Source organism: Streptomyces chartreusis NRRL 3882, assembly GCF_900236475.1.
Lineage (GTDB): Bacteria > Actinomycetota > Actinomycetes > Streptomycetales > Streptomycetaceae > Streptomyces > Streptomyces chartreusis_D.
The window spans coordinates 482,190-501,918 of the sequence record NZ_LT963352.1 but is presented as its reverse complement, the minus strand read 5'-3'; the positions used below and the strand labels follow the sequence as shown (position 1 = coordinate 501,918).

Annotated in this window: 16 protein-coding genes; 4 read left to right on the top strand and 12 right to left on the bottom strand. The window is 73.6% G+C overall.

Annotated elements, in window-relative coordinates:
• Window positions 1-17 precede the first annotated feature (17 nt).
• Together melC1 and SCNRRL3882_RS02300 are read right to left on the bottom strand one after the other, a co-directional pair.
• On the bottom strand, window positions 18-383 hold the full coding sequence (melC1, locus tag SCNRRL3882_RS02305) for an apotyrosinase chaperone MelC1 (protein ID WP_010033152.1): 366 nt from the start codon (window positions 381-383) through the stop codon (window positions 18-20).
• 348 nt (window positions 384-731) lie between these two features.
• A complete protein-coding gene (locus tag SCNRRL3882_RS02300; protein WP_029180713.1) occupies window positions 732-2,474 on the bottom strand; it encodes a cholesterol oxidase substrate-binding domain-containing protein in 1,743 nt (580 codons plus the stop codon).
• A gap of 139 nt (window positions 2,475-2,613) precedes the next feature.
• On the opposite strand from SCNRRL3882_RS02300, the gene SCNRRL3882_RS02295 reads away from it, so the two are divergent.
• Window positions 2,614-3,597: an aldo/keto reductase gene (locus tag SCNRRL3882_RS02295; protein ID WP_010033158.1), complete on the top strand. Its 984-nt coding sequence runs from the start codon at window positions 2,614-2,616 to the stop codon at window positions 3,595-3,597.
• Window positions 3,598-3,615: 18 nt separating this feature from the next.
• On the opposite strand, the gene SCNRRL3882_RS02290 is transcribed toward SCNRRL3882_RS02295, so the two are convergent.
• The gene (locus SCNRRL3882_RS02290; protein ID WP_010033159.1) at window positions 3,616-3,963 is read right to left on the bottom strand and encodes a hypothetical protein; all 348 of its coding nucleotides are present in this window, start codon (window positions 3,961-3,963) and stop codon (window positions 3,616-3,618) included.
• Window positions 3,964-4,182: 219 nt separating this feature from the next.
• Between SCNRRL3882_RS02290 and SCNRRL3882_RS02285 the strand changes: the two genes are divergently transcribed.
• Window positions 4,183-4,608 carry a DUF6328 family protein gene (locus SCNRRL3882_RS02285; RefSeq protein ID WP_010033160.1) on the top strand — a complete coding sequence of 142 codons (426 nt, stop codon included), beginning with the start codon at window positions 4,183-4,185 and terminating at the stop codon, window positions 4,606-4,608.
• Window positions 4,609-4,648: 40 nt separating this feature from the next.
• On the opposite strand, the gene SCNRRL3882_RS02280 is transcribed toward SCNRRL3882_RS02285, so the two are convergent.
• The 3 genes from SCNRRL3882_RS02280 to SCNRRL3882_RS02270 form a co-directional block, all read right to left on the bottom strand.
• Window positions 4,649-5,074, bottom strand: a complete 426-nt coding sequence (locus SCNRRL3882_RS02280) for an SsgA family sporulation/cell division regulator (protein ID WP_010033161.1) — start codon at window positions 5,072-5,074, stop codon at window positions 4,649-4,651.
• Window positions 5,075-5,140: 66 nt separating this feature from the next.
• A complete protein-coding gene (locus tag SCNRRL3882_RS02275; protein ID WP_010033162.1) occupies window positions 5,141-6,181 on the bottom strand; it encodes a hypothetical protein in 1,041 nt (346 codons plus the stop codon).
• Window positions 6,182-6,288: 107 nt separating this feature from the next.
• Entirely contained in the window at window positions 6,289-7,260 is a 972-nt protein-coding gene (locus SCNRRL3882_RS02270; RefSeq protein WP_010033163.1) for an LLM class F420-dependent oxidoreductase, read from the bottom strand.
• Between the two features lie 72 nt (window positions 7,261-7,332).
• Between SCNRRL3882_RS02270 and SCNRRL3882_RS02265 the strand changes: the two genes are divergently transcribed.
• Complete coding sequence (locus SCNRRL3882_RS02265) at window positions 7,333-8,766, top strand: serine hydrolase domain-containing protein (RefSeq protein ID WP_010033164.1); 1,434 nt, start codon at window positions 7,333-7,335, stop codon at window positions 8,764-8,766.
• Here SCNRRL3882_RS02265 and SCNRRL3882_RS02260 read toward each other — a convergent pair.
• The 5 genes from SCNRRL3882_RS02260 to SCNRRL3882_RS02240 form a co-directional block, all read right to left on the bottom strand.
• A complete protein-coding gene (locus tag SCNRRL3882_RS02260; RefSeq protein WP_010033175.1) occupies window positions 8,758-10,416 on the bottom strand; it encodes a serine/threonine protein kinase in 1,659 nt (552 codons plus the stop codon). The genes SCNRRL3882_RS02265 and SCNRRL3882_RS02260 overlap by 9 nt on opposite strands.
• A 350-nt stretch (window positions 10,417-10,766) precedes the next feature.
• Window positions 10,767-11,858, bottom strand: coding sequence for a polyprenyl synthetase family protein (locus tag SCNRRL3882_RS02255; protein WP_010033177.1), 1,092 nt, complete (start codon window positions 11,856-11,858; stop codon window positions 10,767-10,769).
• Window positions 11,855-12,922, bottom strand: coding sequence for a tetratricopeptide repeat protein (locus tag SCNRRL3882_RS02250; protein WP_010033178.1), 1,068 nt, complete (start codon window positions 12,920-12,922; stop codon window positions 11,855-11,857). Before SCNRRL3882_RS02250 ends, SCNRRL3882_RS02255 begins: the two co-directional genes overlap by 4 nt.
• A gap of 172 nt (window positions 12,923-13,094) precedes the next feature.
• On the bottom strand, window positions 13,095-13,772 hold the full coding sequence (locus SCNRRL3882_RS02245; protein WP_010033180.1) for an AIM24 family protein: 678 nt from the start codon (window positions 13,770-13,772) through the stop codon (window positions 13,095-13,097).
• A gap of 77 nt (window positions 13,773-13,849) precedes the next feature.
• Window positions 13,850-15,181, bottom strand: a complete 1,332-nt coding sequence (locus SCNRRL3882_RS02240; protein WP_010033184.1) for a CAP domain-containing protein — start codon at window positions 15,179-15,181, stop codon at window positions 13,850-13,852.
• A 270-nt stretch (window positions 15,182-15,451) separates the two neighbouring features.
• On the opposite strand from SCNRRL3882_RS02240, the gene SCNRRL3882_RS02235 reads away from it, so the two are divergent.
• The gene (locus SCNRRL3882_RS02235) at window positions 15,452-16,696 is read left to right on the top strand and encodes an SGNH/GDSL hydrolase family protein (protein WP_010033186.1); all 1,245 of its coding nucleotides are present in this window, start codon (window positions 15,452-15,454) and stop codon (window positions 16,694-16,696) included.
• Window positions 16,697-16,718: 22 nt separating this feature from the next.
• On the opposite strand, the gene SCNRRL3882_RS02230 is transcribed toward SCNRRL3882_RS02235, so the two are convergent.
• Window positions 16,719-19,655 carry a helix-turn-helix transcriptional regulator gene (locus SCNRRL3882_RS02230; protein ID WP_029180716.1) on the bottom strand — a complete coding sequence of 979 codons (2,937 nt, stop codon included), beginning with the start codon at window positions 19,653-19,655 and terminating at the stop codon, window positions 16,719-16,721.
• Between the last annotated feature and the right edge of the window lie 74 nt (window positions 19,656-19,729).

The following is a 19,729-nucleotide window of genomic DNA, read 5'->3' as shown; positions in this document are numbered from 1 at the left end:
GTGCTTTCCGGGGCGGATCAGTTGGCGGGGAAGGGCAGCAGTGGCGCGCCCTGGAGCTCGTCCACGGCGGCGCGGGCGGCGGCGCGCGGGGTGGCCACCGGGTCGTAGTGGCTGACGACGCTGATCCAGGTGCCGTCGGCGTTGCGCATCACGTGCAGTTCCACACCGTCGACGAACACCGCGTATCCAGCACCGTGGTGGTGGTGACCGGCGGCGGGCCGGCCCTGTATCCGGCGGCCCTTGTAGACCTCGTCGAAGGTCTCGGGGGAGTCGTGGTGCCCGGCGGCCGTGGCCGGGGCGCTTGCCGACCATGTCCCCGTCCCCGCGGTCGTGGCGACGACGGCCGCGGCGGTGAGCGCACGGCGACGGCTGAGTTCCGGCATCCGGACCTCCTGAGTTCGTTCGGGTGATGACCCCGCATGCCTATCGGCCCGTCCCGTACCGGGAGAAATCCCCGCGAGCGGGTTGGCTGCGATTCGGGCAATTCCCCTTATGTCATGCAAGGTTGAACGAAGGTGATCTTGCCGTGAGAGGTGCCCGGGCCACTGCGGAAGGGAAAGTTCCGCCCGCGAGACGTGCTGTGGCGGATGTTTCTCCCCGTGCCGTCCGCTGCCCGTGGTGCGCGTCACGCCGCGAAACTGACGCGATTCGGCGGTCCGGCCGATGCGTGAGGGCCGGGTGTGTCGGCGGTTGGCCCGCCGTCTCCGCGGCCGGCGAACCTCAGGCGTGGCTCACGCCTTGGCGTCCTGCCCGAACAGCCGGTCCAGGAAGGTGTTGCCGTAGACGTGGTGCGGGTCCAGCCGGTCCAGTGCCGCGTCCGCCTCGGCCCACTCGGCCGTGCCGACCGCGGCCGGCACCACCGTGCCCAGTACCTCCTGGTCGCTCCACACCCCGTCGTCCGTGTACGCCCACCCCTTTGACCACTCCACCCGGGTCAGGGCGGACCCGCCGTCGTACGCGCGCAGCAGGAACCGCTCGATCTCGCGCAGGAACGCCTCCGCGCCCGGCGTGCCCGGCAGCGTCAGGATGTCCAGCCACACCGCCGTGTCCCACTCGGGGTGGTCCGCGCGTGGCCGGAGCGCGGACAGCAGCGGCGGACGGGCCCCGGCCACACCGGAGTCGCGGGGGTCGTCCAGTCCGGTCACCCTGATCTCCACCGACCCGTTGACGGGGAAGCTGCCCCGGGCCGCGTACGCCGTCAGCCGCTCCCGGTAGAACGCGGCGAACTCGGCCACGACCCGCTGCACCCGGTCCCTGGACGTGAGCACGGCATAGCCGTTCGCGTGGACCCGCAGCGTGGTCGGCTTCAGATACAGCAGTGTGTTCTTGGACGGCCCCCAGATGTCGCCGGACAGCGTCGCCACCAGCCCGAGCGCGGCCGCGTCGTACTGCGCGGTGCCGAGCACCGGCGCCAGATACCAGGCCGCCTCCGACGTCATCCGGCCCACCAGTTCCGCCACCGGGGCCGGGACGTTGTCGGAGAACGGGTAGTTGTACGGCCGCCTCACGTGCCGCGAGGTCAGCGGCCGGGTGGGGGAGACGCTCCACACCTTCAGCCACGGGTGCTCGGTGAAGGCGAACCAGATCGCCTCGACCCGCCCGGCCTCCTCCAGGAAGCTCGCGAACGTGCGGCGCCCGTCCCCGGTGCCGGGCGCGGCGAACAGCTCGCCGGCCGGGATGTCCGTACGGCTCACGCACCGCAGGCCGGTGTCGGCACCCACCCGCAGGACCACCTCGGTCACCAGGGACCGCCCGAGATGGGTCAGCAGCGCGGCACAGTCCGCCTCGTCCCGGTGGAACGTGCGCAGCGCGTACGCGCCGGCCCGGGAGTCCCACACCACGGCCGTCAGGGACAGGATCAGGTTGCTCAGCGAGCCGTACGTGTGCCCCGGCGGGCGTCGCTCGCCCCGTGCGGGCACGGCGGTGCCGTGCGCGTCGATCGCCAGGGCGCCGCCCAGGGTGAGGACACCGGGGGCGGGAGTCGCCGTGACCCCGAGGCCGTTCTCCTCCAGGAAGGTGAGCAGGGCCTCCAAGGTCACGCCGGTGCCGGCCCGCACGGCGGTCGGCGAGTCCAGGGCGAGGCCGGTGAGGTGGGGCGCGGTGTCGACGAGGAGGACGGGTGCGCCCGGCGGCGTCCCCTCCGTCACCGTCAAGGGTGACCAGCCGTGCGAGGCGCCCCGGGCACGCACCCGCCACCCGTGCCGCCAGGCCCAGTTGACGACGTCGGCCACCTGGTCGGGGCGTCCCGGCGCGCAGGCCCACATCCCGTCGGCGGTGATCTCGCCGACCCAGTTCCGGTACGCCGAGCGGTACAGCGCGACGTCCGCAGGGAAGTCCGGCAACTCCGCCGCAGCGGCGGCCGGATCCGCCGGCAGTCCCGGCACGGCGGCCAGCGCGGCCGCGGTGAGGAGGAAGCCCCGGCGCGACCAACGCGCCTCGTCCGACGGGAAGTTGCTCGCTGAACCAGTTGTCACGGGAAGCCACGCTAGGGGCGCGTTGACACGTGACGTATCCCTGACGACTCTATTCACTCGTGTGAGTGAATGGGGCGGGGTCGGCGGCCCGGAGCGAGATGTTCCGCGCGTGGCCGTGAGGGATGACAGACTGACGCCCATGGACGAGCGCACATTCGACAGGTCGGGCCAGCACGCTTCCGTCGTCGGTCTCGGTACGTGGCAGCTGGGTGCCGACTGGGGAGACGTCGACGACAAGGAAGCCCTCGCGGTACTGGAGGCGGCGGCCGAGGCCGGGGTGACCTTCTTCGACACCGCCGACGTGTACGGCGACGGCCGCAGCGAGCAGACCATCGCCGCGTTCCTCAGCGGCAGGCCGGACCTGCACGTCCTGGTCGCCACCAAGATGGGCCGCCGGGTCGACCAGATCCCCGAGAACTACGTGCTCGACAACTTCCGCGCCTGGAACGACCGCTCCCGGCGCAACCTCGGCGTCGACCGTATCGACCTGGTGCAGCTGCACTGCCCGCCGACGCCCGTCTACTCCACGGACGAGGTGTTCGACGCCCTGGACACCTTGGTCGAGGAGGAGCGCGTCGCCGCGTACGGCGTCAGCGTCGAGACCTGCGCGGAGGCACTGACCGCGATCGCCCGGCCGAACGTGGCCAGCGTGCAGATCATCCTCAACCCGTTCCGCATGAAGCCCCTGCGCGAGGTGCTCCCGGCCGCCCGCGAGGCGGGTGTCGGCATCATCGCCCGCGTGCCGCTGGCCTCCGGCCTGCTGTCGGGCAAGTACACACGGGACACCGTCTTCCCCGAGAACGACCACCGCACCTACAACCGGCACGGGGAGTCCTTCGACGTGGGCGAGACCTTCTCCGGCGTCGACTACGTCACCGGCGTCGAGGCGGCCGCCGAGTTCTCCGCGCTCGCCCCCGAGGGGTACACCCCGGCCCAGCTGGCCCTGCGCTGGATCATCGACCAGCCCGGTGTCACGACCGTGATCCCCGGCGCCCGCTCACCCGAGCAGGCCCGTGCCAACGCGGCCGCCGCCCGCCTGCCGGAGCTGTCCGGCCGGACGCTGTCGGCCATCCGCGACCTCTACGACCGGCGGATCAAGGACCAGGTGGAATCCCGCTGGTAGGAGAGGTCCCCCGACCCGTCACGGCACCAGGAGCAGCTGCCTCTCCTGCTCCTGGTCGCCGGAGGCGGCACCGTCGTCGCGGGTCGTGAAGGCCCGGGTGAGCGTGTCGCTCGCCCGCCGCACCGCCTCCGGGGCGCCCTGCACCGTGACGGTCACCGGGGCGGAAAGGCGCTCGGCGCCCGCCCCGGTGCTCCCGGCGGGACCCGCGTCCGCGCCGCCGTCGAAGGTCGCCATGTGCACCGTCGCGTTCTCGTCGGCGGGCAGCTCGTCCGGTGCCCCGAACGTGCCTTCCAGGGCCCGGACGACCGCTCGTGCGTCGTCGGCACCCCCGCCGCTGAGCGTGACGGTGAGCTGCGTACCGGACATGCGTCCACGACCTCCTCGGGCTGTGCGTCAGTCGCCGTCCGTGTAACCGTCCGCTGATCGCTCAAACCGCCGTACGGGGCCGGGACGACGGCCGCTTACGGGGAACCCGCGTGAGAGAAGGACCACGTCTCACACCGGGGAGGAACAGTGGCGGACACGGCAGACGGCGCGCCCAGGCGCCGGGGGCGCAACGAGACGGAGGAGGAGAGAGCGGACCGGATGTGGCAGGAGCTCATCCAGGAGGTCCGGGTGGCCCAGATGGGCGTACAGATCCTGTTCGGCTTTCTGCTCACCGTGGTGTTCACCGACAAGTACGACGACCTGACCGACACGGACCAGCTGATCTACCTCGTGACGGTCGTCCTCGGCGCGTGCGCGACCGGGGCGCTCATCGGGCCGGTGTCCCTGCACCGCCTGGTCTCCGGGCGGCGCGTCAAGCCCCAGGCGGTGCGGCTTGCCTCCCGGCTGACGCTGCTCGGCCTCGTGCTGCTGCTCGCCACGACAACCGCCTCACTGCTGCTGATCCTGCGCGTGGCGACGCACGACGGCTTCGTGCCCTACCTCGTCGCCGGCGTCGTCGGCTGGTACCTGCTGTGCTGGTTCGCCCTGCCTCTGTGGACCCGGCACCGCCACACGTCGAAGTGACGGCCGCGGCATGAGTACGGCTGCTCGGCTCGTCCCCGGGTCAGCCCCCCGCGATGACGTCCGCCAGGAAGTCGTCGACGCGGACGTCCTCGCGGCCCGGCGGGACCACCTCGTGCGTCTCCCGCAGGAACGCCGCGAACGCCGGGGCCCAGGCGAACACCACCGCGTGGTGCCGGCCCCCGTCCGGACGGGCGTCACCGAGGAACTCCAGGCGCAGCTCCTGCCACATGCCGTGCGACTCGGGACGCATCCGCACGTCCCCCACTCCGACCGGACGCCGCAGCGCCTCACCGAGCATCTCGCGGTCCAGCTGCCAGCGGGCGAGGACACGGCCGTCGTGGCTGAAGACGACGGTGACGGCGAACGGGTCCGCGGCGTCGTAGCTCAGGTGGGCGAGCACGGAGAAACGGTCCGTGTCACCCGCCTGGAGCTGCACCACCAGGGTCTTGTGCACGAAGGAGTTCACGAAAGGGCCTCCGGGAGGAACCAACCGACGTAGAGCCCTCTAGTACCCCCCACACGCACAAGATGCTCAGCTCTCCGGGTGATTCCCGCGGGCACCGCGCAGGGACTCGATGCACACGGCCACGGCCCGCTGGAGCTCCTCCAGACGCTGGACCATGTCGTCCTCGTAGAACTCCCCGGCGTCGTCGAAGGTCAGCTCCTCGAACACCTTGGTCGCCCTCTGGAGGCTGCTGTAGAACTTCGTGCGCCGCTCCCGCACCCGCAGGCCCGGGTCGGTCTCGACGGTCTCGACGACCAGGGACTTCATGGTGTCGTACGCCTCGGCGGCCCACTCGCCGGCGTCCTCGCCCTCGTCCAGTTCGTCGATGAGCGACAGGTGCCGCTCGGCCTCCTGGCGGAGGTCGGCCGGCGCGTCCACGGTCTGCCCCGCGGGCGTTCTGATCTGCCCCGACTCGGCGATCTGGCGCACGTATCCGATCCGGTCGGCCGCCCTGCTCTCGTCGGCGACGGCCTTCTTCAGCTCGTCGGTGCGCACGACGTCACGGGCCAGCTCGGACTGGAGGCCCGGGTCCTCCCGGACCCGGTCCAGCAGGGCCTGGCGGGCCGCGCGGGCGGTTGCCGGGTCGGCGAGGATCGCGGCGCGCAGAGCGGTCGGGTTCTCCGCGACCTCCAGCGCCTTCGTGGGCCGGATGCCCTCCGCCTGGGCGGCCTCGGCGATGGCGGTGCCGCGCTCGGACGTGGCGCCGGAGCGGGAGACGTAGTAGCCCAGCCACACGTCGGCGTCCGGCAGTTCCACGTCCTGACCCGGCGTCAGCGCCTCGAAGTGCGGGACCAGCCCGTCGTCGGCCGCCCGGTCCCACGCCTTGTAGTAGCGCATGACCCGCTCCGGGGAGCACCCGGCGAGTTCCGCGAACTCCTTCGCCGACACCTTCGGCGTCTCGTCCGCTCCCTGCCCGCCGGGCCGCACGCTGCGCGCCACCTTCAGCCCGAAGGCCCACCCTCCGGTCCGGGCGTACGCCCCGAACTCCCGCGCGTCCCGCGCGATCGGCTCGGAGACGGGCGCCGACGGCGCGGGGGACGTCTCGGGCGGGGTGAGGGCGACGGTCACGACTCTCCTTGGGGCGAGGCGGGGCGGATCTGACTGCACGCTGTGCGGACGGCAGCCTATCGGCACCCGCCGGCCTCGCCGTTCACGGTCTGCGCAGGCCCGGGGGCTCAGCCGAACGCGTCGCGCAGGGCGGGCAGCAGGGTCTTCTCCGACCAGTCCAGATACGCCGGCTGCGACTCGCCACCGATCTGGACCAGGGCGACCTCGGTGAAACCGGCCTCGGCGTACGGGCGCACGGCCTCGACGAAGGCGTCCGGGTCGTCACCGCACGGGATCGCGTCGGCGACGTCGTCGGGCGTGACGAACTGGGTCGCCGCCTCGAAGGAATCCGGGTGCGGCAGTTCCGAGTTGACCTTCCAGCCGCTGCCGAACCAGCGGAACTGGGAGTGGGCGCGCTTGACAGCCGTGTCCCGGTCGGGGTCGTAGCAGACCGGCAGCTGGCCCACGCGGGGCTTGCCCTCGCCGCCGTGCCGGTCGAACGCCTCCAGCAGCCCCGCCTTGGGCTCCGTGGCGATCACCAGATCGCCCAGCCGGCCCGCCAGCTCGCACGACTGCTCCCCGGAGACGGCGATGCCGATGGGCGGCGCCTCGTCCGGCAGGTCCCACAGCCGGGCCGACTCCACGTCGAAGTGCGTGCCGCGACGGTTGACGTGGCCGCCCTTGAAGAGGGCGCGGATGATCTCCACGGCCTCCTCGAACATCTCGTGCCGCACGTCGACGGACGGCCAGCCGCCGCCCACCACGTGCTCGTTGAGGTTCTCGCCGGAGCCGAGTCCCAGCCGGAACCGCCCCTCGGACAGCAACTGGACCGTCGCCGCCTTCTGCGCCACCACCGCCGGGTGGTAGCGGAACGTCGGGCACGTCACGTACGTCATCAGCGGGATACGTGACGTGGCCTGGGCGGCCGCACCGAGCACCGCCCACGCGTAGGGCGAGTGACCCTGCGAGCGCAGCCACGGGAAGTAGTGGTCGGAGGTCACCGAGAAGTCGAAGCCCGCCTCCTCGGCCCGCACCACATGGTCGACGAGCTCTCGGGGGCCGGCCTGCTCGGTCATCATCGTGTATCCGATTTGCACCATAACCGCCGAGTCCCCTGACAGGGGGCGGGAAAACTGCTCGATCAAGGTCCGGCGACGGGGCAGGATGCCCCCATGAGTGCCTCCGCCCTGCCCGCGGGCAGCCCCGCCTCCCAGGGCGTCGACGCCTCCGGCGTCCACGCCTTCCTCGACGCCCTCGAAGCGGCCCCGGAGATCGAGCCGCACAGCCTGATGATCATGCGGCACGGCCGGCTGGTGGCCTCCGGCTGGTGGGCACCGTACACCCCCGACCGCCCCCATCTGCTGTACTCGCTCAGCAAGAGCTTCACCGGGACCGCCGCCGCACTGGCCGAAGCCGAGGGGCTGCTCGACTTCGACGCTCCGGTGATCTCGTACTTCCCGGAGTTCGAAGCCGATATCACCGACCCGCGCAGCCGGGCCATGCTCGTCCGGCACGTGGCGTCCATGTCGAGCGGCCACGAGCGGGAGACCGTCGATGAGGTCTTCGCTCTGGACCGGGAGGAGCCCGTGCGCGGGTTCCTGCTGCTGCCGCCGGATCGCGACCCCGGCACCGTCTTCGCCTACAACCAGCCCACCACCTACACCCTCGCCGCGATCGTCCAGCGCGTGACCGGGCAGTCGCTCACCGCGTATCTGCGCCCGCGGCTGCTGGATCCGCTGGGCATCGGCGAGGTGTTCTGGCAGCGGGGCCGGACCGGCCGCGAGATCGGCTTCAGCGGTCTGCACGCCACCACCGACGCCGTCGCCCGGCTCGGCGAGCTGTACCTGCGCGACGGGGTCTGGGAGGGCGAGCGGCTGCTGCCCGAAGGGTGGGTGGCCCGGGCCACGCGTCCGCACATACCCACCGCCGGAGCCATGGGAGACGCCGACCGGCAGGACTGGGACCAGGGGTACGGCTACCAGTTCTGGATGTCCCGGCACGGCTACCGGGGTGACGGTGCGTACGGCCAGTTCTGCCTGGTGCTGCCCGAGCAGGACGCGGTGATCGCGATGACCGCGGCGACGGAACGGATGCAGGACGTCCTGAACCTGGTCTGGCAGCACCTGCTGCCCGCCTTCGGCCCCGAGCCGCTGCCCGGCCGCGAGTCCGCGGACGAGGCCCTGCGGGAGCGCCTCGCCGGGCTCGCGCTGCCGCCCGCCCCGGGCAGGGCGGCGCCGCCGGAACGGGCGGAGGAATGGGCGGCAGCCGAGTTCAGGTCCTCCGAAGAGGACGGTCCCGCCCTGTCGGCCGGGCTCGTACCGGACGCGGACGGCTGGACGCTCGGGCTCACCGAGGGCGAGAACCGGCTGGACATGCGGATCGGAGCGGGGCGCTGGGCGGTGGCGGAGGAGCCGCTCCCGACCGCCGTGAGCGGCGGCTGGACGGACTCCGGCACGCTGGCCGTGGAGGTGGCGTTCCTGGAGACCCCGCACCGCCTCGAGCTGGCCTGCTCCCTCGCGGACCGTACGCTCACCGCGAGCTGGCGCACGCAGCCCTTCAAACCCAGCCCGCTCACCTCTCTGCGCGCCCCGCGCGGCTCAGTCTGAGCCCGGCCGGAACGTCTTCAGGAACGCCCGCAACGCCTCCTGGTTCGCCTCGTCCTCCCAGTCGGCGTCCGGGGTCGTCCAGCGCAGCGAGAAGCTCCGGCCCCCGCCCAGCAGGAAGCCCCGGCCGAAGGTGTGCACCCGGGTGCCGTCGACGTCCGCCGTCCACTCCATGTCGGCGGCCTCGCGCCCCTGGTACGTCGTCGCGCGGATCTCGCCGATCCGCCGGTAGCCGCCGGACCGCTCCAGGTGGGGTTCCACGTCGTCCCGCCACACGGCCACGGGGTCGGGGCCCACGCGTTCGCTGTAGGTGACGGCCAGCGTGCGGTCGTCACCTTCGGCACCGAAGACCACGCGGTACCTCAGATCGCCCTGGCGATCGGTGTCCAGCCGCTCCCAGCCCTCGGGGAGCGCGACGGAGAAGCCCTCCGGCGCGTGGTAGGTGTGGAAACCGGGCGGCAGGGCCGTGGCCGGTGCGGACGGCGTCGGCGTAGGCGTGGGCGTGGGCGTGGGACCGGGGGACGACGGAGAGGGCGTGGGGGAGGGGGAGCCGGTCCTGGGCGGTCCGGACGGCTCGGGGCTGCCGCCGCCGGTGCCCTCGCCCGGCGAGGCGGCGGAGGCCGGTGGCCGGGCCGGGGACTCCGCCGCGTCGCTGCCGGAGTCGCTGCCGGGCAGCCCCTGGGTCGCGGCGAGCACGGCGACCGCGACCGTGACCACGGCCAGGGTGGTCCCGGCGACCATGGTCCGTCTGCTCCACGCCGGACCCCCCGGCCGCATCGCGGCGTACGCGCCGCGCAGCCGCGGCACGGGCACCGACCCCACGGCCGCCTCCGGGTTCTCGCTGAGCGCGCGGGTCAGCGCCTCCCGGACCACCGGGCGGTTCAGCCGCTCCCGCGCGTCCTTGCGGAGCAGCCCCTGCACGACCTGGGTGAGCGGCCCGGCGCGCACCGGTGTACGCAGCGGCAGCCGGTCGACGCCCTTCAGGGTGTTCTCCGGCCGGCCCCGGTCGCGGAAGGGCGGGCGGCCCTCGACCATCGTGTAGAGGATCGCGCCGAGCGCCCACAGATCGGCCGTGGGCCCGATGTGCTCGTCGCGGGCCTGTTCCGGGGAGGCGAACGCGGGCGCCGTGAGCCGGGGCGCGAGAGTCGCGCCGACCAGGCCGTAGCCGGTGACGACCACCGAATGGTCCTCGCGTACGAACACCTGGCCGGGGCTGAGCTCGCCGTGTGTGATGCCCTCGGCGTGCGCGGCGTCCAGCACGTCGAGCAGCTCGAGGCCGACACGGGCGGCCCGCACGTAGTTGAACGTGCCCTGCTCCGAAAGGAGTTCGCCGAGCGGGCTGCCGTCGATCCACTCGTTGACGGTCCACAGGGTGCCGGCCTCCTCGACGGCGTCGACGACGGTGGCGATCCGGCCGGGGCACAGCAGCGCCATGCGTTCCGACGTGCGCAGCAGGCGGCCGGCGGCCCGGCGTTCGGTCTCGTACGCGTCGTCCGGAAGCCCGATCTGCGTGACGAGACACGGACGGGAGACCTCGCCGGCCCCGAGGTCCTCCGCGTACCAGCAGATGCGGTTGGTCTCGCGCTGGATGATCTCGAGCAGCCGGTACCGGCCGGCGACCAACTGGTGTGTGGAGACGTGCGCCCTGCCCATGGCCATCCCTCGCTGGAAACCTGGCTCTCACCTTTTCCAGAAGTACGGCGGATGAGCCGTGCTGCGTTCAACCGGATCGCAACTCGGCGTTCTTCTTGTCTTTTATTCAAGAGTGGGGGATCAAGTGTGCGAGAGAAAACGGTCTTTCGCGGGCTCAGGAGCGGCTCACCTCGGTCACCCCGGGGCCGCCGAGGGCTCGCCGCGGGTGCGGAGAATTAACCCCGCGGCCCGCGGATTCCCGAATCCCCGGCCGGCCTGCTGGTAACCGACGGTAAATACGAAGGTGTCCGACGGCTGAACTCGACGCCCCTCCGATGAATTCGGTGACGGATTATCCGGCGGCGGTCGGCTCAGCCGGTACGCCGCAGCAGGAAGCCGAGCAGTGACCGCAGTTCACCGAGGGCCCTCACCTCCAGCGGCACCCCGGCGAGCGCCGTCTCGACGGCGGCGACGTGCCGCCGGGCCTCCGCCATGGCCGCCGCACGGCCGTCCGCCCGCTCGATCAACTCCGCCGCCGCACCGGGATCGTCGCCCGTCTCCAGGAGCGCGGCGAGCCGGCCGCCCTGCGGGGAACCGAGCGCGACCAGCACCGGGAGCGTCTTCTTCCGCTCCCGCAGATCGCCGTGGACGGGTTTGCCCGTGACCCGGGGGTCACCCCAGATGCCCAGCACGTCGTCGACGATCTGGAAGGCGATCCCGAGGTGCCGGCCGGCCCGGTCGAGCGCGGCGGCCGTCTCGGGGGCGGCACCGGCGAGTACGGCGCCCAGCGCGGCGGCGCAGCCCAGCAGGGAACCCGTCTTGCGCTCGGCCATCGCCCGGTACTCGTCCGGCCGGACCCGCTCCGGCCCCGTCCAGGGGCGGTCGGCGAACAGCAGGTCGTCCGCCTGCCCGCGCACCAGGTCGCCCAGCGCGACGGACAGCGCCCGCACGGCCGCGCCTCCGCCGGGCTGCGCGGCGAGCGTCTCGACGGCGAGCGCGAACAGGGCGTCGCCCGCGAGGACCGCGGGGCCCGTGCCGTAGGCCTTCCACACGGCCGGGCGACGGCGCCGGTCCGCGTCGCCGTCCATGATGTCGTCGTGCAGGAGGGAGAAGGCGTGGACCAGCTCCACCGCCACGGCCGCGGCCACCCCGTCCCGCCCGGACGCACCGGCCGCCTCGGCGCCGAGCACGGCGAGCGCCTGCCGTACGCCCTTGCCGCCCGGGGCGACGGCCGGTGCGCCGCCGACCTCGCACCAGCCGAAGGAGTACGCGGCCATCTCACCGACCCAGGGATGCAGTCGGCCGACGGCTTCGGTGAGGGCGGGCCGTACGAGTGTGCGGCAGCGGTGGAGGATCCGGTCGGCGTCGGCCGGGGGGTTGGGGCCGACCGCGTGATCCCGCAGTTCGTCGTACGTGACCGCTTCCCGGCGTGCCGCCTCTGCCGCCGCGGGGGAGACCGTCACCGTGTCACCTCCGCCGCCCTCGCCTCGACGACTCCGGCATCCGGTATGCCCAGTTCGTCGTACGCGCGCGCCACCATCGCGCGGGCGTGCCGGAGACCGATCCGCTCCAGCGTGCCGGCCAGCTCGGCCAGTTCGGCCGCCGTCTCGGCGCGGTCGCGGCCCAGCCGGGCCAGGGACTTGGCGAGGCCCAGCCGGGACAGCGCCTCCCCGCGCGGCTCGCTCATCGAACGGAACTCCGCGAGGGCCTGCTCGTACAGGGCGCGCGCCTCCGCGTAACGCCCGGCCCGGTACAGGACGTTGCCGCGCATCTTGTGGTTGTAGGCCAGCGCGCTGGACAGCCGCATCTCGCGGCACGTCGCCTCGGCCTCGCTGAGCAGTTCCAGGGCCCGCTCGGTGTCCCCGTCACGCACGGACACGACGTCGGCCAGACCGCGCAACGCCCAGGCGTGACCGCGCCGGTCGTCGGCGCGCGCGGCGATCTCGGCGGACTCCTCGAACAGGGCGTACGCGGTGTCGTAGTCCCCGGTGTTGCGGTGCATCTGCGCGATGCCCTCCAGCGCCCACACCGTGTGCCGCGCCTCCCCGCGCCGCCGGGCCTCGGCGAGCAGCTGCTCGTGCAGCCGGCCGACGGCCTCGTAGTCGCCCTGGATACGGCCGGTCTCGGCCAGGCCCGCCAGCGAGTAGCCGCGCACGACGATGTCCCCGCCCTGCTCGCCCAGATCGGCCGCGAGCTGGAGCAGCCGGCGGGCCAGCCGGAACGCCCCGCGCTGCCGGGCCAGCGTGCCGCCGCTCCACAGCGCCCAGGCCATCGCCGCGACGTCCCCGGCCCGGCGGGCGGCCCGGTAACTCGCCTTCCACGCCCGGTCCGCGTCCTCGACCCGGCCCAGCCGGCGGTGCGCCTCGGCCACGGCGAGTCCGGAACGCGCCGCTTCCCCGGGCTTCCCGGCGCGCTCGGCCGCCCTCAACTGCTCGGTGCCGGCGGCCAGAACGTCGGTCAGTGCGGAGTTGACGGACAGGGTGGTGAGCGCGCCCTGGTACTCCGGGGCGAATGCCTTGCCGTACATCGATGCCTTTCGGTCCGTATACACGCCATGTATACACAGAGCGTATACATGGCGTGTATAGAAGGGTGGAAACCTGCCCTGGCCACAAGGGCCAGGGCATCACCTGTTGCCGATCAAGACGTCGACCGCACGGACGGGGTTGCCTGTGAGGCGCAGATCACCTGACAGGGACTCAGTGCTGCCCCGACTTCTGCGGAGTCGCCTCGCTCGGCCGCACGACGACGTATCCCTCGCCCTCGAGCACCAGTTGCACGGCCTCGCCGGAGCCGCCCCGCAGCATCGAGCCGATGGACTGGGAGCGGTGCAGCGAGGTCTTCAGGCCCGCCGTCCAGCCCACGATCGCGTCGGTGTCGACGTACACCGGATACTGCGGCGAGACCGGGATGACCAGCGGGTTGCCCTCGCAGATCAGCCCCAGTCCGCCGTGCCCGGTGAAGACGCTGTTGAACAGGCCGCCGCCGGTGATGCCGGCGCCCTTCACGGTCGCGATGCGGTAGGACAACGTGGCGTCGAAGCACAGGACGTTGCGGCCGTTGACCGTGAACTCGTCGCCGGGTTCCACATCGACGATGAAGCAGTTCTGCGCTTCGTGGGCGAACCACGCCTCGCCCTGACCGCGCACCGCCATCAGCGGCAGTCCCTCCCCGGTGACCGCGCGCTTGAGCATGCCGCCCACGCCCTGGCCCTTGCGCTCGAACTGGAGATTGCCGCGGTAGGCGATCATCGCGCCCTGCCGGGCGAGCATCTCGCCGTTCACCGTGTAGCGGAGGCACTTGGCGTTCTCGACCGTCATGCCCGGTGCGACGGCCGGCTGCGCCATGTGCCTGCTGGAAAAGAGGTCACCCTTCATACGCGCATCCTCACCCGGAGCGCTCGCCTCCGCCAAGATCGGGGCGAGTGACGGACAGGGCGCACGGTGGCGCGGTGTCAGCCGCCGAACAGTTGCGTCCAGTACGTGCCCGCGCGGCCGCCGCCCGCGAAGCCGACCCCGAGGTGCGTGAAGCCGGGCTTGAGGATGTTGGCCCGGTGGCCGGGGCTGTTCATCCAGCCCTCCACCACCTCGGCGGGGGAGCGCTGGCCGCAGGCTATGTTCTCGCCGACGGAACGCAGGGTGGAGCCCGCCGCGGCGGCCCGGTCCCAGGGCTGGCTGCCGCCGGGCGCGGTGTGCGAGTAGAAGTCACGGGCCACCATGTCCGCGCTGTGCGCCTGGGCGGCGGCGGTGAGCAGGGGATCGGCGGCCAGGGGCGGGAGCCCGGCCCGGGCGCGCTCCCGGTTGGTGAGGTCCCTGACGGCCGCCGCCGCGCCGGCCAGCCCGTCCGGTGTGAAGGGCCTTGCCCAGAGCGCGGTCCAGTAGGTGTCGCCGGTGGGACCGTCGTGGACGTGGGCCACTGCGGTGTGGGTGAACACCGGGTCGTGCAGGGTGCGGCGGGGCCCGTCCGTGCGCAGGCAGTACGCGACGAACTCGGCGGTGGTGCGCGGGCCGGACACCAGGTGCTCGCCGACGGTGAGGTACGCGTACCCGGCGCCGACGACCCGCTGGTAGACGGACACGCCGTCCCGGCTCTCGACGCCGAGGCGTCCGGACGCGGCCATGGCGGCGGCGTGGGCCCGCGCAGCGGACACGAGCCGAGGGTCGAGCGAGACCGGTGGTGAACCGGCGGCGCTGCGGGCGGAGTTGACCAGGGCGGCGAAGCCGTCCGGGTCGGGTGCGGGCGGCGCGGAGGCAGGCCGCGTCCGCGGCGCACCGGCGGTCGCCGAGGCCGGAGCCGGCCCGGGCGGGACATCCACGACGTCGACGCCGAAGTCCCGGGCGAGTCCCGCCAGTCCGTCGGCGTACCCCTGTCCCAGGGCACGCAGCTTCCAGAGGCCGCCGCGCCGGTAGAGCTCCGCGAGGAGCAGGACCGTCTCCTGGCGGGGGTGCGGCGGGGTGAACCGGGCGAGCGGGCGGCCTGCCGCGTCGGTGACGTGCAACGTGGGGGAGGGCAGGCGGCCGAGGGCGGTTCCGGGCTCGGCGGGGCTGACGGCGAGGGTGACCCGCGTGGCCCCGGCACGCAGCCTCGCCGGGTCCACGGTGAGCGCGTCGCCCCGCAGCGCCGCTCCCGGCGCGGCCGGCTGGTTGTAGAAGACGAAGTCGCCGTCGCCCCGCACTTTTCCGCCGTCGTCCGTGACGAGCGCGGACACGTCGAACGGGCCGGGCACCCGGACGGTCACCGCCCCGCCCGGAAGCGGCAGATTGCCACCGGGGACCAACTCGTTCATCACGCCGCCCTGCTGTCGTCGTACCGGCCTCCCCGCAGGGGACGCGGATGCCCCGACAACGGCCGTGACGGCACGAGGGTTCCCACGCCAGCCCCCAGCGGCAGGGCAGCCCGACCGAGGCCACCCCACGGCGGCGGAGGCCGCACCACTACCGTGTCGTACGCCGGGACGGCACGGAGTGCCCGGCTCGCTCCCGGTGGCTCCGCGACACTGCGGGCACCCGCCCCCTGACACCCCCGCCCGTGCACACCGGCCGAAGGAGCGCCCACGTTGCCCCGCACCGCACGCCCCCGCAGCCGCACCGCCCCGGCCGCCCTCTCCCTGTGCCTCGCGCTGGGTTGCGGTTCCGGCGGGACGCCCCGGGGGGACGGGCCGGCCCCGCCGTCCAGCGCGCCGACGGGAACCGGGCACGACGTGGTCACCTGGGCCTCCTCCGCCGACCGCATCGGCGCGGCGGTCGACGGCCGCGGCTACCGGCTGGTCGTGCGTACCAGCGTCGGCGGCACCGGCCTCAGGGTGCGGCTGTCCAACGCCTTCGGGGACCAGCCGGTGACGTTCGGCAACGTCCACGCGGGTCTCCGGCGCGACGGGGCCGCACTCGTCCCCGGCAGCAACCGGCGCATGACCTTCCGCGGCGCCCGCTCCGTCACGGTCCCCGCCGGCGGCATCGTCTACAGCGACCCGCTGCCCGTCCGCGTCCCCGCCGCGAGCGCGCTCGTCGTCAGCCTCTACGTCCCCCGGGCGGGCGGCGTGCTCACCGGGCACTGGATGGCGATGCAGACGTCGTACACCACCGACGGCGACCACACCGCGGAGGAGAGCGGCGCCAACTGGGCACAGCGGACCGGCTCCTGGTCCTACCTCGACGCCGTCACCGTGCGGCCCCGGCCCGCGGCGGGCGCCGTGGCCGCCCTCGGCGACTCGATCACCGACGGCTGGCACTCCACGACCGACCTCGACCGCCGCTGGCCGGACTACCTCGCCCGCCGGCTGCGCACGTCCCCCACGACGAGCGTCAAGGGAGTGGCCAACGCGGGCATCGCCGGTAACAAGGTCCTCGCCGACGGCCCCGGACAGAGCGCCCTGAACCGCCTGTCGCGGGACGTGCTCGCACTGCCGGGCCTGCGCACGGTCTTCCTCTTCCAGGGCGTCAACGACATCAAGGTCGAGCCCGGCGCCACGGCCGACGAGCTCATCGCCGGGTACCGCACGCTGGCCGACCGGGTGCACGCGGCCGGGAAATGCCTCGTCGCCGCCACGATCGCCCCCTACAAGGGCTGGCAGGAATGGGACCCCGCCGGGGAAGCCGTGCGCCGGAAGGTCAACAGCTTCATCCGCACCAGCGGCGAGTTCGACGCGGTCACCGACTTCGACCGCGTCCTGCGCAGCCCCGACGACCCCGAACGGATCCTCCCCGCCTTCGACGGCGGCGACCATCTGCACGCCAACGACAAGGGGATGCGGGCGATGGCCGACGCCGTCGATCTGCAGAGCCTCGACTGCGGGAGCCGGTAGCCCGGGTCAGGGGACCGGCCGGTCAGCCGGACGCCGACGGCTCCGGCGTGATCAGACCCTCCCGGTAGGCGATGGCCACGGCCTCGCCACGGCTCGACGCGCCCAGCTTGGCGAGGATGTTGGAGACGTGGACACTCGCCGTCTTGCCGGTGATGAACAGCTCCTCGCCGATCTGCCGGTTGCTGCGGCCGAGCGCGAGCAGCCGCAGCACCTCCCGCTCGCGTGCGGTCAGCACACCGGCGCGGACGCCCTGGTCCGGCGTGTCCGCCAGGCGGCCGCGCCGGACCAGGGCGTCCACCTGCTCCCCCAGCGGCGTGGCGCCGAGGCGGCCGGCGGTCTCCCGGACCTCACGGGCCTCGGCCGCCGCCTCGTCACGACGCCCGGCCGCCACCAGGGCCTCGGCGTACCGCAGCCGGCCGCGCGCCTGCTCGTAGACGTCGCCGTAGCCGAACGCCGTCACCACCGCCGACCAGGCAGCGGCGTCCGGCCCCGAGACGGCCCGGAGCCACTCCGCCTCGGCACGGGCCAGCCACGCCTGTCCCTCGGGCCCCTGCGGGGTGCCGCCCTCGCCGCGCGCGGCGGTGGCCCGCGCCAGGTCCACCAGTTCGCCGGCGGTGTCCGCCCAGCGCCGGGCCCCGGCCTCGTCGCCGGCCGACCGCAGCTCGGCGGCCGCGTCGGCCACCGCGGACAGGGCCAGGGCGGCGAGCCGGACCGTGACGTCCGGGCGGTCGCCCGCCTCGCTGCTGAGGGCCGCGACCGTGGACCGCATCCACCGCACGGCGTCCTCGGGATCACGGCGCAGCGCCGCGGCATCGGTGAGCACGATGCCCGCGACCAGGGTGGCCATCCAGTCGAAGGGCCCCTCCAGCAGGGCGCGCGCCCGGTCGGCGGCCGTCAGGTCGCCCCGTGCCAGGGCGACGTACAGCGCGGGACCGACCGTGTACCCGCCGGCGGCCGGCAGCACCTCGGCATCGGCCGCCGCCGCCCGCACACACTCGTCCCAGCGGCCCAGCACGTGCAGCACCAGCAGCCGCAGGTACCGCATCTCCAGCGGATACGGGGACGACAGCAGCCCGGCGCGCCGGGCCCGGTCCAGTCCCTCCGTCAGCCAGGGCACGCACTCCGCCAGCGCACCCGACTCGTAGCAGCCCATGGCCAGGTTGAACAGGGCGCGCAGCTCCACGGCCGCGTTGCCCGAACTCCGGGCCAGGTCCCGGGCCTTCAGCAACCGCTCCCGGCCCTCGGGGCCGCGCCGCCCGCCCCCGTCGAAGACGGCCAGGGAGATCAGCAGGTCCGCCTGCGCGTCGGTCACCCGCAGCTCCTCGGCAACGCGCAGGGCCCGCCGGGCGACCCGCAGCGCGGTCTCGTTCTCCCCGACGTGGCGTGCGGCCATGGCATGCGTGGACGCCGCCCACACCCACGTACGCGACGGAGGATCCTCCGGGATCATCGCCAGGGCCTCGCTGCTGTAGGCGAACGCCGCCGTCAGACTGTCCACGCTGAGCAGGTTCCCGGCGAGGGTGTAGCGGACCCGGGCGGCGAGTTCGGAGTCGGCGTCCTGGCCGAGCTCCGCCAGTGCGGAGCGCGTGAGGGAGACCGCCCGGTGCAGCTCCCCGGCGTGCGCGGCCGCCGCCGAGGCCCGCAACGTCAGCGTCACACGGTCGACGCCGCCGACGGAGGGCCGCGCCTCGGCATCCACCGCCGGCCACAGATCGAGGGCCGCTTCCAGATGCCGGTGCTCCTCGGCCGGCGCACCGACCCGCTGGGCGTGATCGGCTGCTTCCAGGGAGGCGGCCAGCGCCTCGGCGAGATCGTGGCTCTCCCGGTAGTGGTGGGCACGCTCGGCGGCGCTCTCGGCGGTCCGGCCCTGCGCGGCTAGCAGCCGGGCGAACGCGCCGTGCAGCCGCGCCCGCTCCCCGGGGAGCAGATCGGCGTAGACGGCCTCACGGGCGAGGGCGTGCCGGAACGAGTACGTGTCGTCGTCCCCGGCGACGAGCAACTGCCGCCCCACCGCCTCCCGCAGCGCCGACTCCAGCTCCTCCTCGGGAAGCCCGACCGCCTGCCGCAGCAGCTCGTGCTCCACCCGGCGCCCGGCGACGGCCGCGGTCCGCAGCACCTGCTGCGCGGTGTCGGACAGCTGCTCGAAGCGGATCAGCAGCACCTCGGCGAGCCCGCTCGGCACCCCACCGGACTCCGTGTCCGTGGCCGCGAGCAACTCCTCGGCGTAGAACGCGTTCCCCTCGGCCCGTTCCACGATCCGCCGCACCGTGGCGTCCGCCAGCGGACGCCGTTCGAGGTGACGCACCAGCCGGGCCACATCGGAATCGCCCAGCGGCCGCAGCTCCAGCCGCTCCACGGCGGGCAGCCGTATCAGCTCCGCGAGCAGCGGCCGCAGCGGGTGGCGGCGGTGCAGATCGTCGGCACGGTACGAGGCGAACACCGCAAGCCGGTGCCGCAGCACACCCCGGGCGAGCAGAAACCGCAGCAGATCCCGCGACGACTGGTCGGCCCAGTGCAGATCCTCCAGCACGAGCAGCAGAGGCGCGGTGTCCGCCACCTCGGCCAGCAGCCCCGCCATCCCCTCGAACAGCCGCAACCGCCCGTCGACGTCCCGCGCCGATCCGGTCCCGGCCCCCAGCAGTCGCTCGACCACCGGGTGAGCGGCCAGGGCGGAGGCGAACCGAGCGTCGGCGGCGAGCACACCCAGGATCTCTGTGAACGGCAGATAGGGCAGCCCGACGTCACCGAGATCCACGCAGTGTCCGACGGCCACGGTCATGCCCGAATCGGCGGCCCGTCCCCCGACCTCAGCCAGCAACCGGGTCTTACCGACCCCGGCGTCCCCGGCGACCAGCACGGCCCGTGCCTCACCCCCACGCGCACGCTCCAGCACCCCGGAGAGCCGGGCGAGTTCGGCTTCCCGCCCGACAACCGGCGTGACAAATGAAGCGTGCGGCACAGGACCAACCTTCTTCTTGAGGGGCGCGGGGCTGTGACATTGTGCGGCTCCGCCGCGTGGGCGCGATCAACCAC

Coding starts and splice junctions, on each gene's coding strand:
- SCNRRL3882_RS02260 (WP_010033175.1), bottom strand. CDS start 10,416: ATGGGCAGGGCGCACGTCTCCACACACCAGTTGGTCGCCGGCCGGTAC.
- SCNRRL3882_RS02245 (WP_010033180.1), bottom strand. CDS start 13,772: ATGAAGGGTGACCTCTTTTCCAGCAGGCACATGGCGCAGCCGGCCGTC.
- SCNRRL3882_RS02295 (WP_010033158.1), top strand. CDS start 2,614: ATGGACGAGCGCACATTCGACAGGTCGGGCCAGCACGCTTCCGTCGTC.
- SCNRRL3882_RS02285 (WP_010033160.1), top strand. CDS start 4,183: ATGTGGCAGGAGCTCATCCAGGAGGTCCGGGTGGCCCAGATGGGCGTA.
- SCNRRL3882_RS02290 (WP_010033159.1), bottom strand. CDS start 3,963: ATGTCCGGTACGCAGCTCACCGTCACGCTCAGCGGCGGGGGTGCCGAC.
- SCNRRL3882_RS02265 (WP_010033164.1), top strand. CDS start 7,333: ATGAGTGCCTCCGCCCTGCCCGCGGGCAGCCCCGCCTCCCAGGGCGTC.
- SCNRRL3882_RS02270 (WP_010033163.1), bottom strand. CDS start 7,260: ATGGTGCAAATCGGATACACGATGATGACCGAGCAGGCCGGCCCCCGA.
- SCNRRL3882_RS02250 (WP_010033178.1), bottom strand. CDS start 12,922: ATGTACGGCAAGGCATTCGCCCCGGAGTACCAGGGCGCGCTCACCACC.
- melC1 (WP_010033152.1), bottom strand. CDS start 383: ATGCCGGAACTCAGCCGTCGCCGTGCGCTCACCGCCGCGGCCGTCGTC.
- SCNRRL3882_RS02240 (WP_010033184.1), bottom strand. CDS start 15,181: ATGAACGAGTTGGTCCCCGGTGGCAATCTGCCGCTTCCGGGCGGGGCG.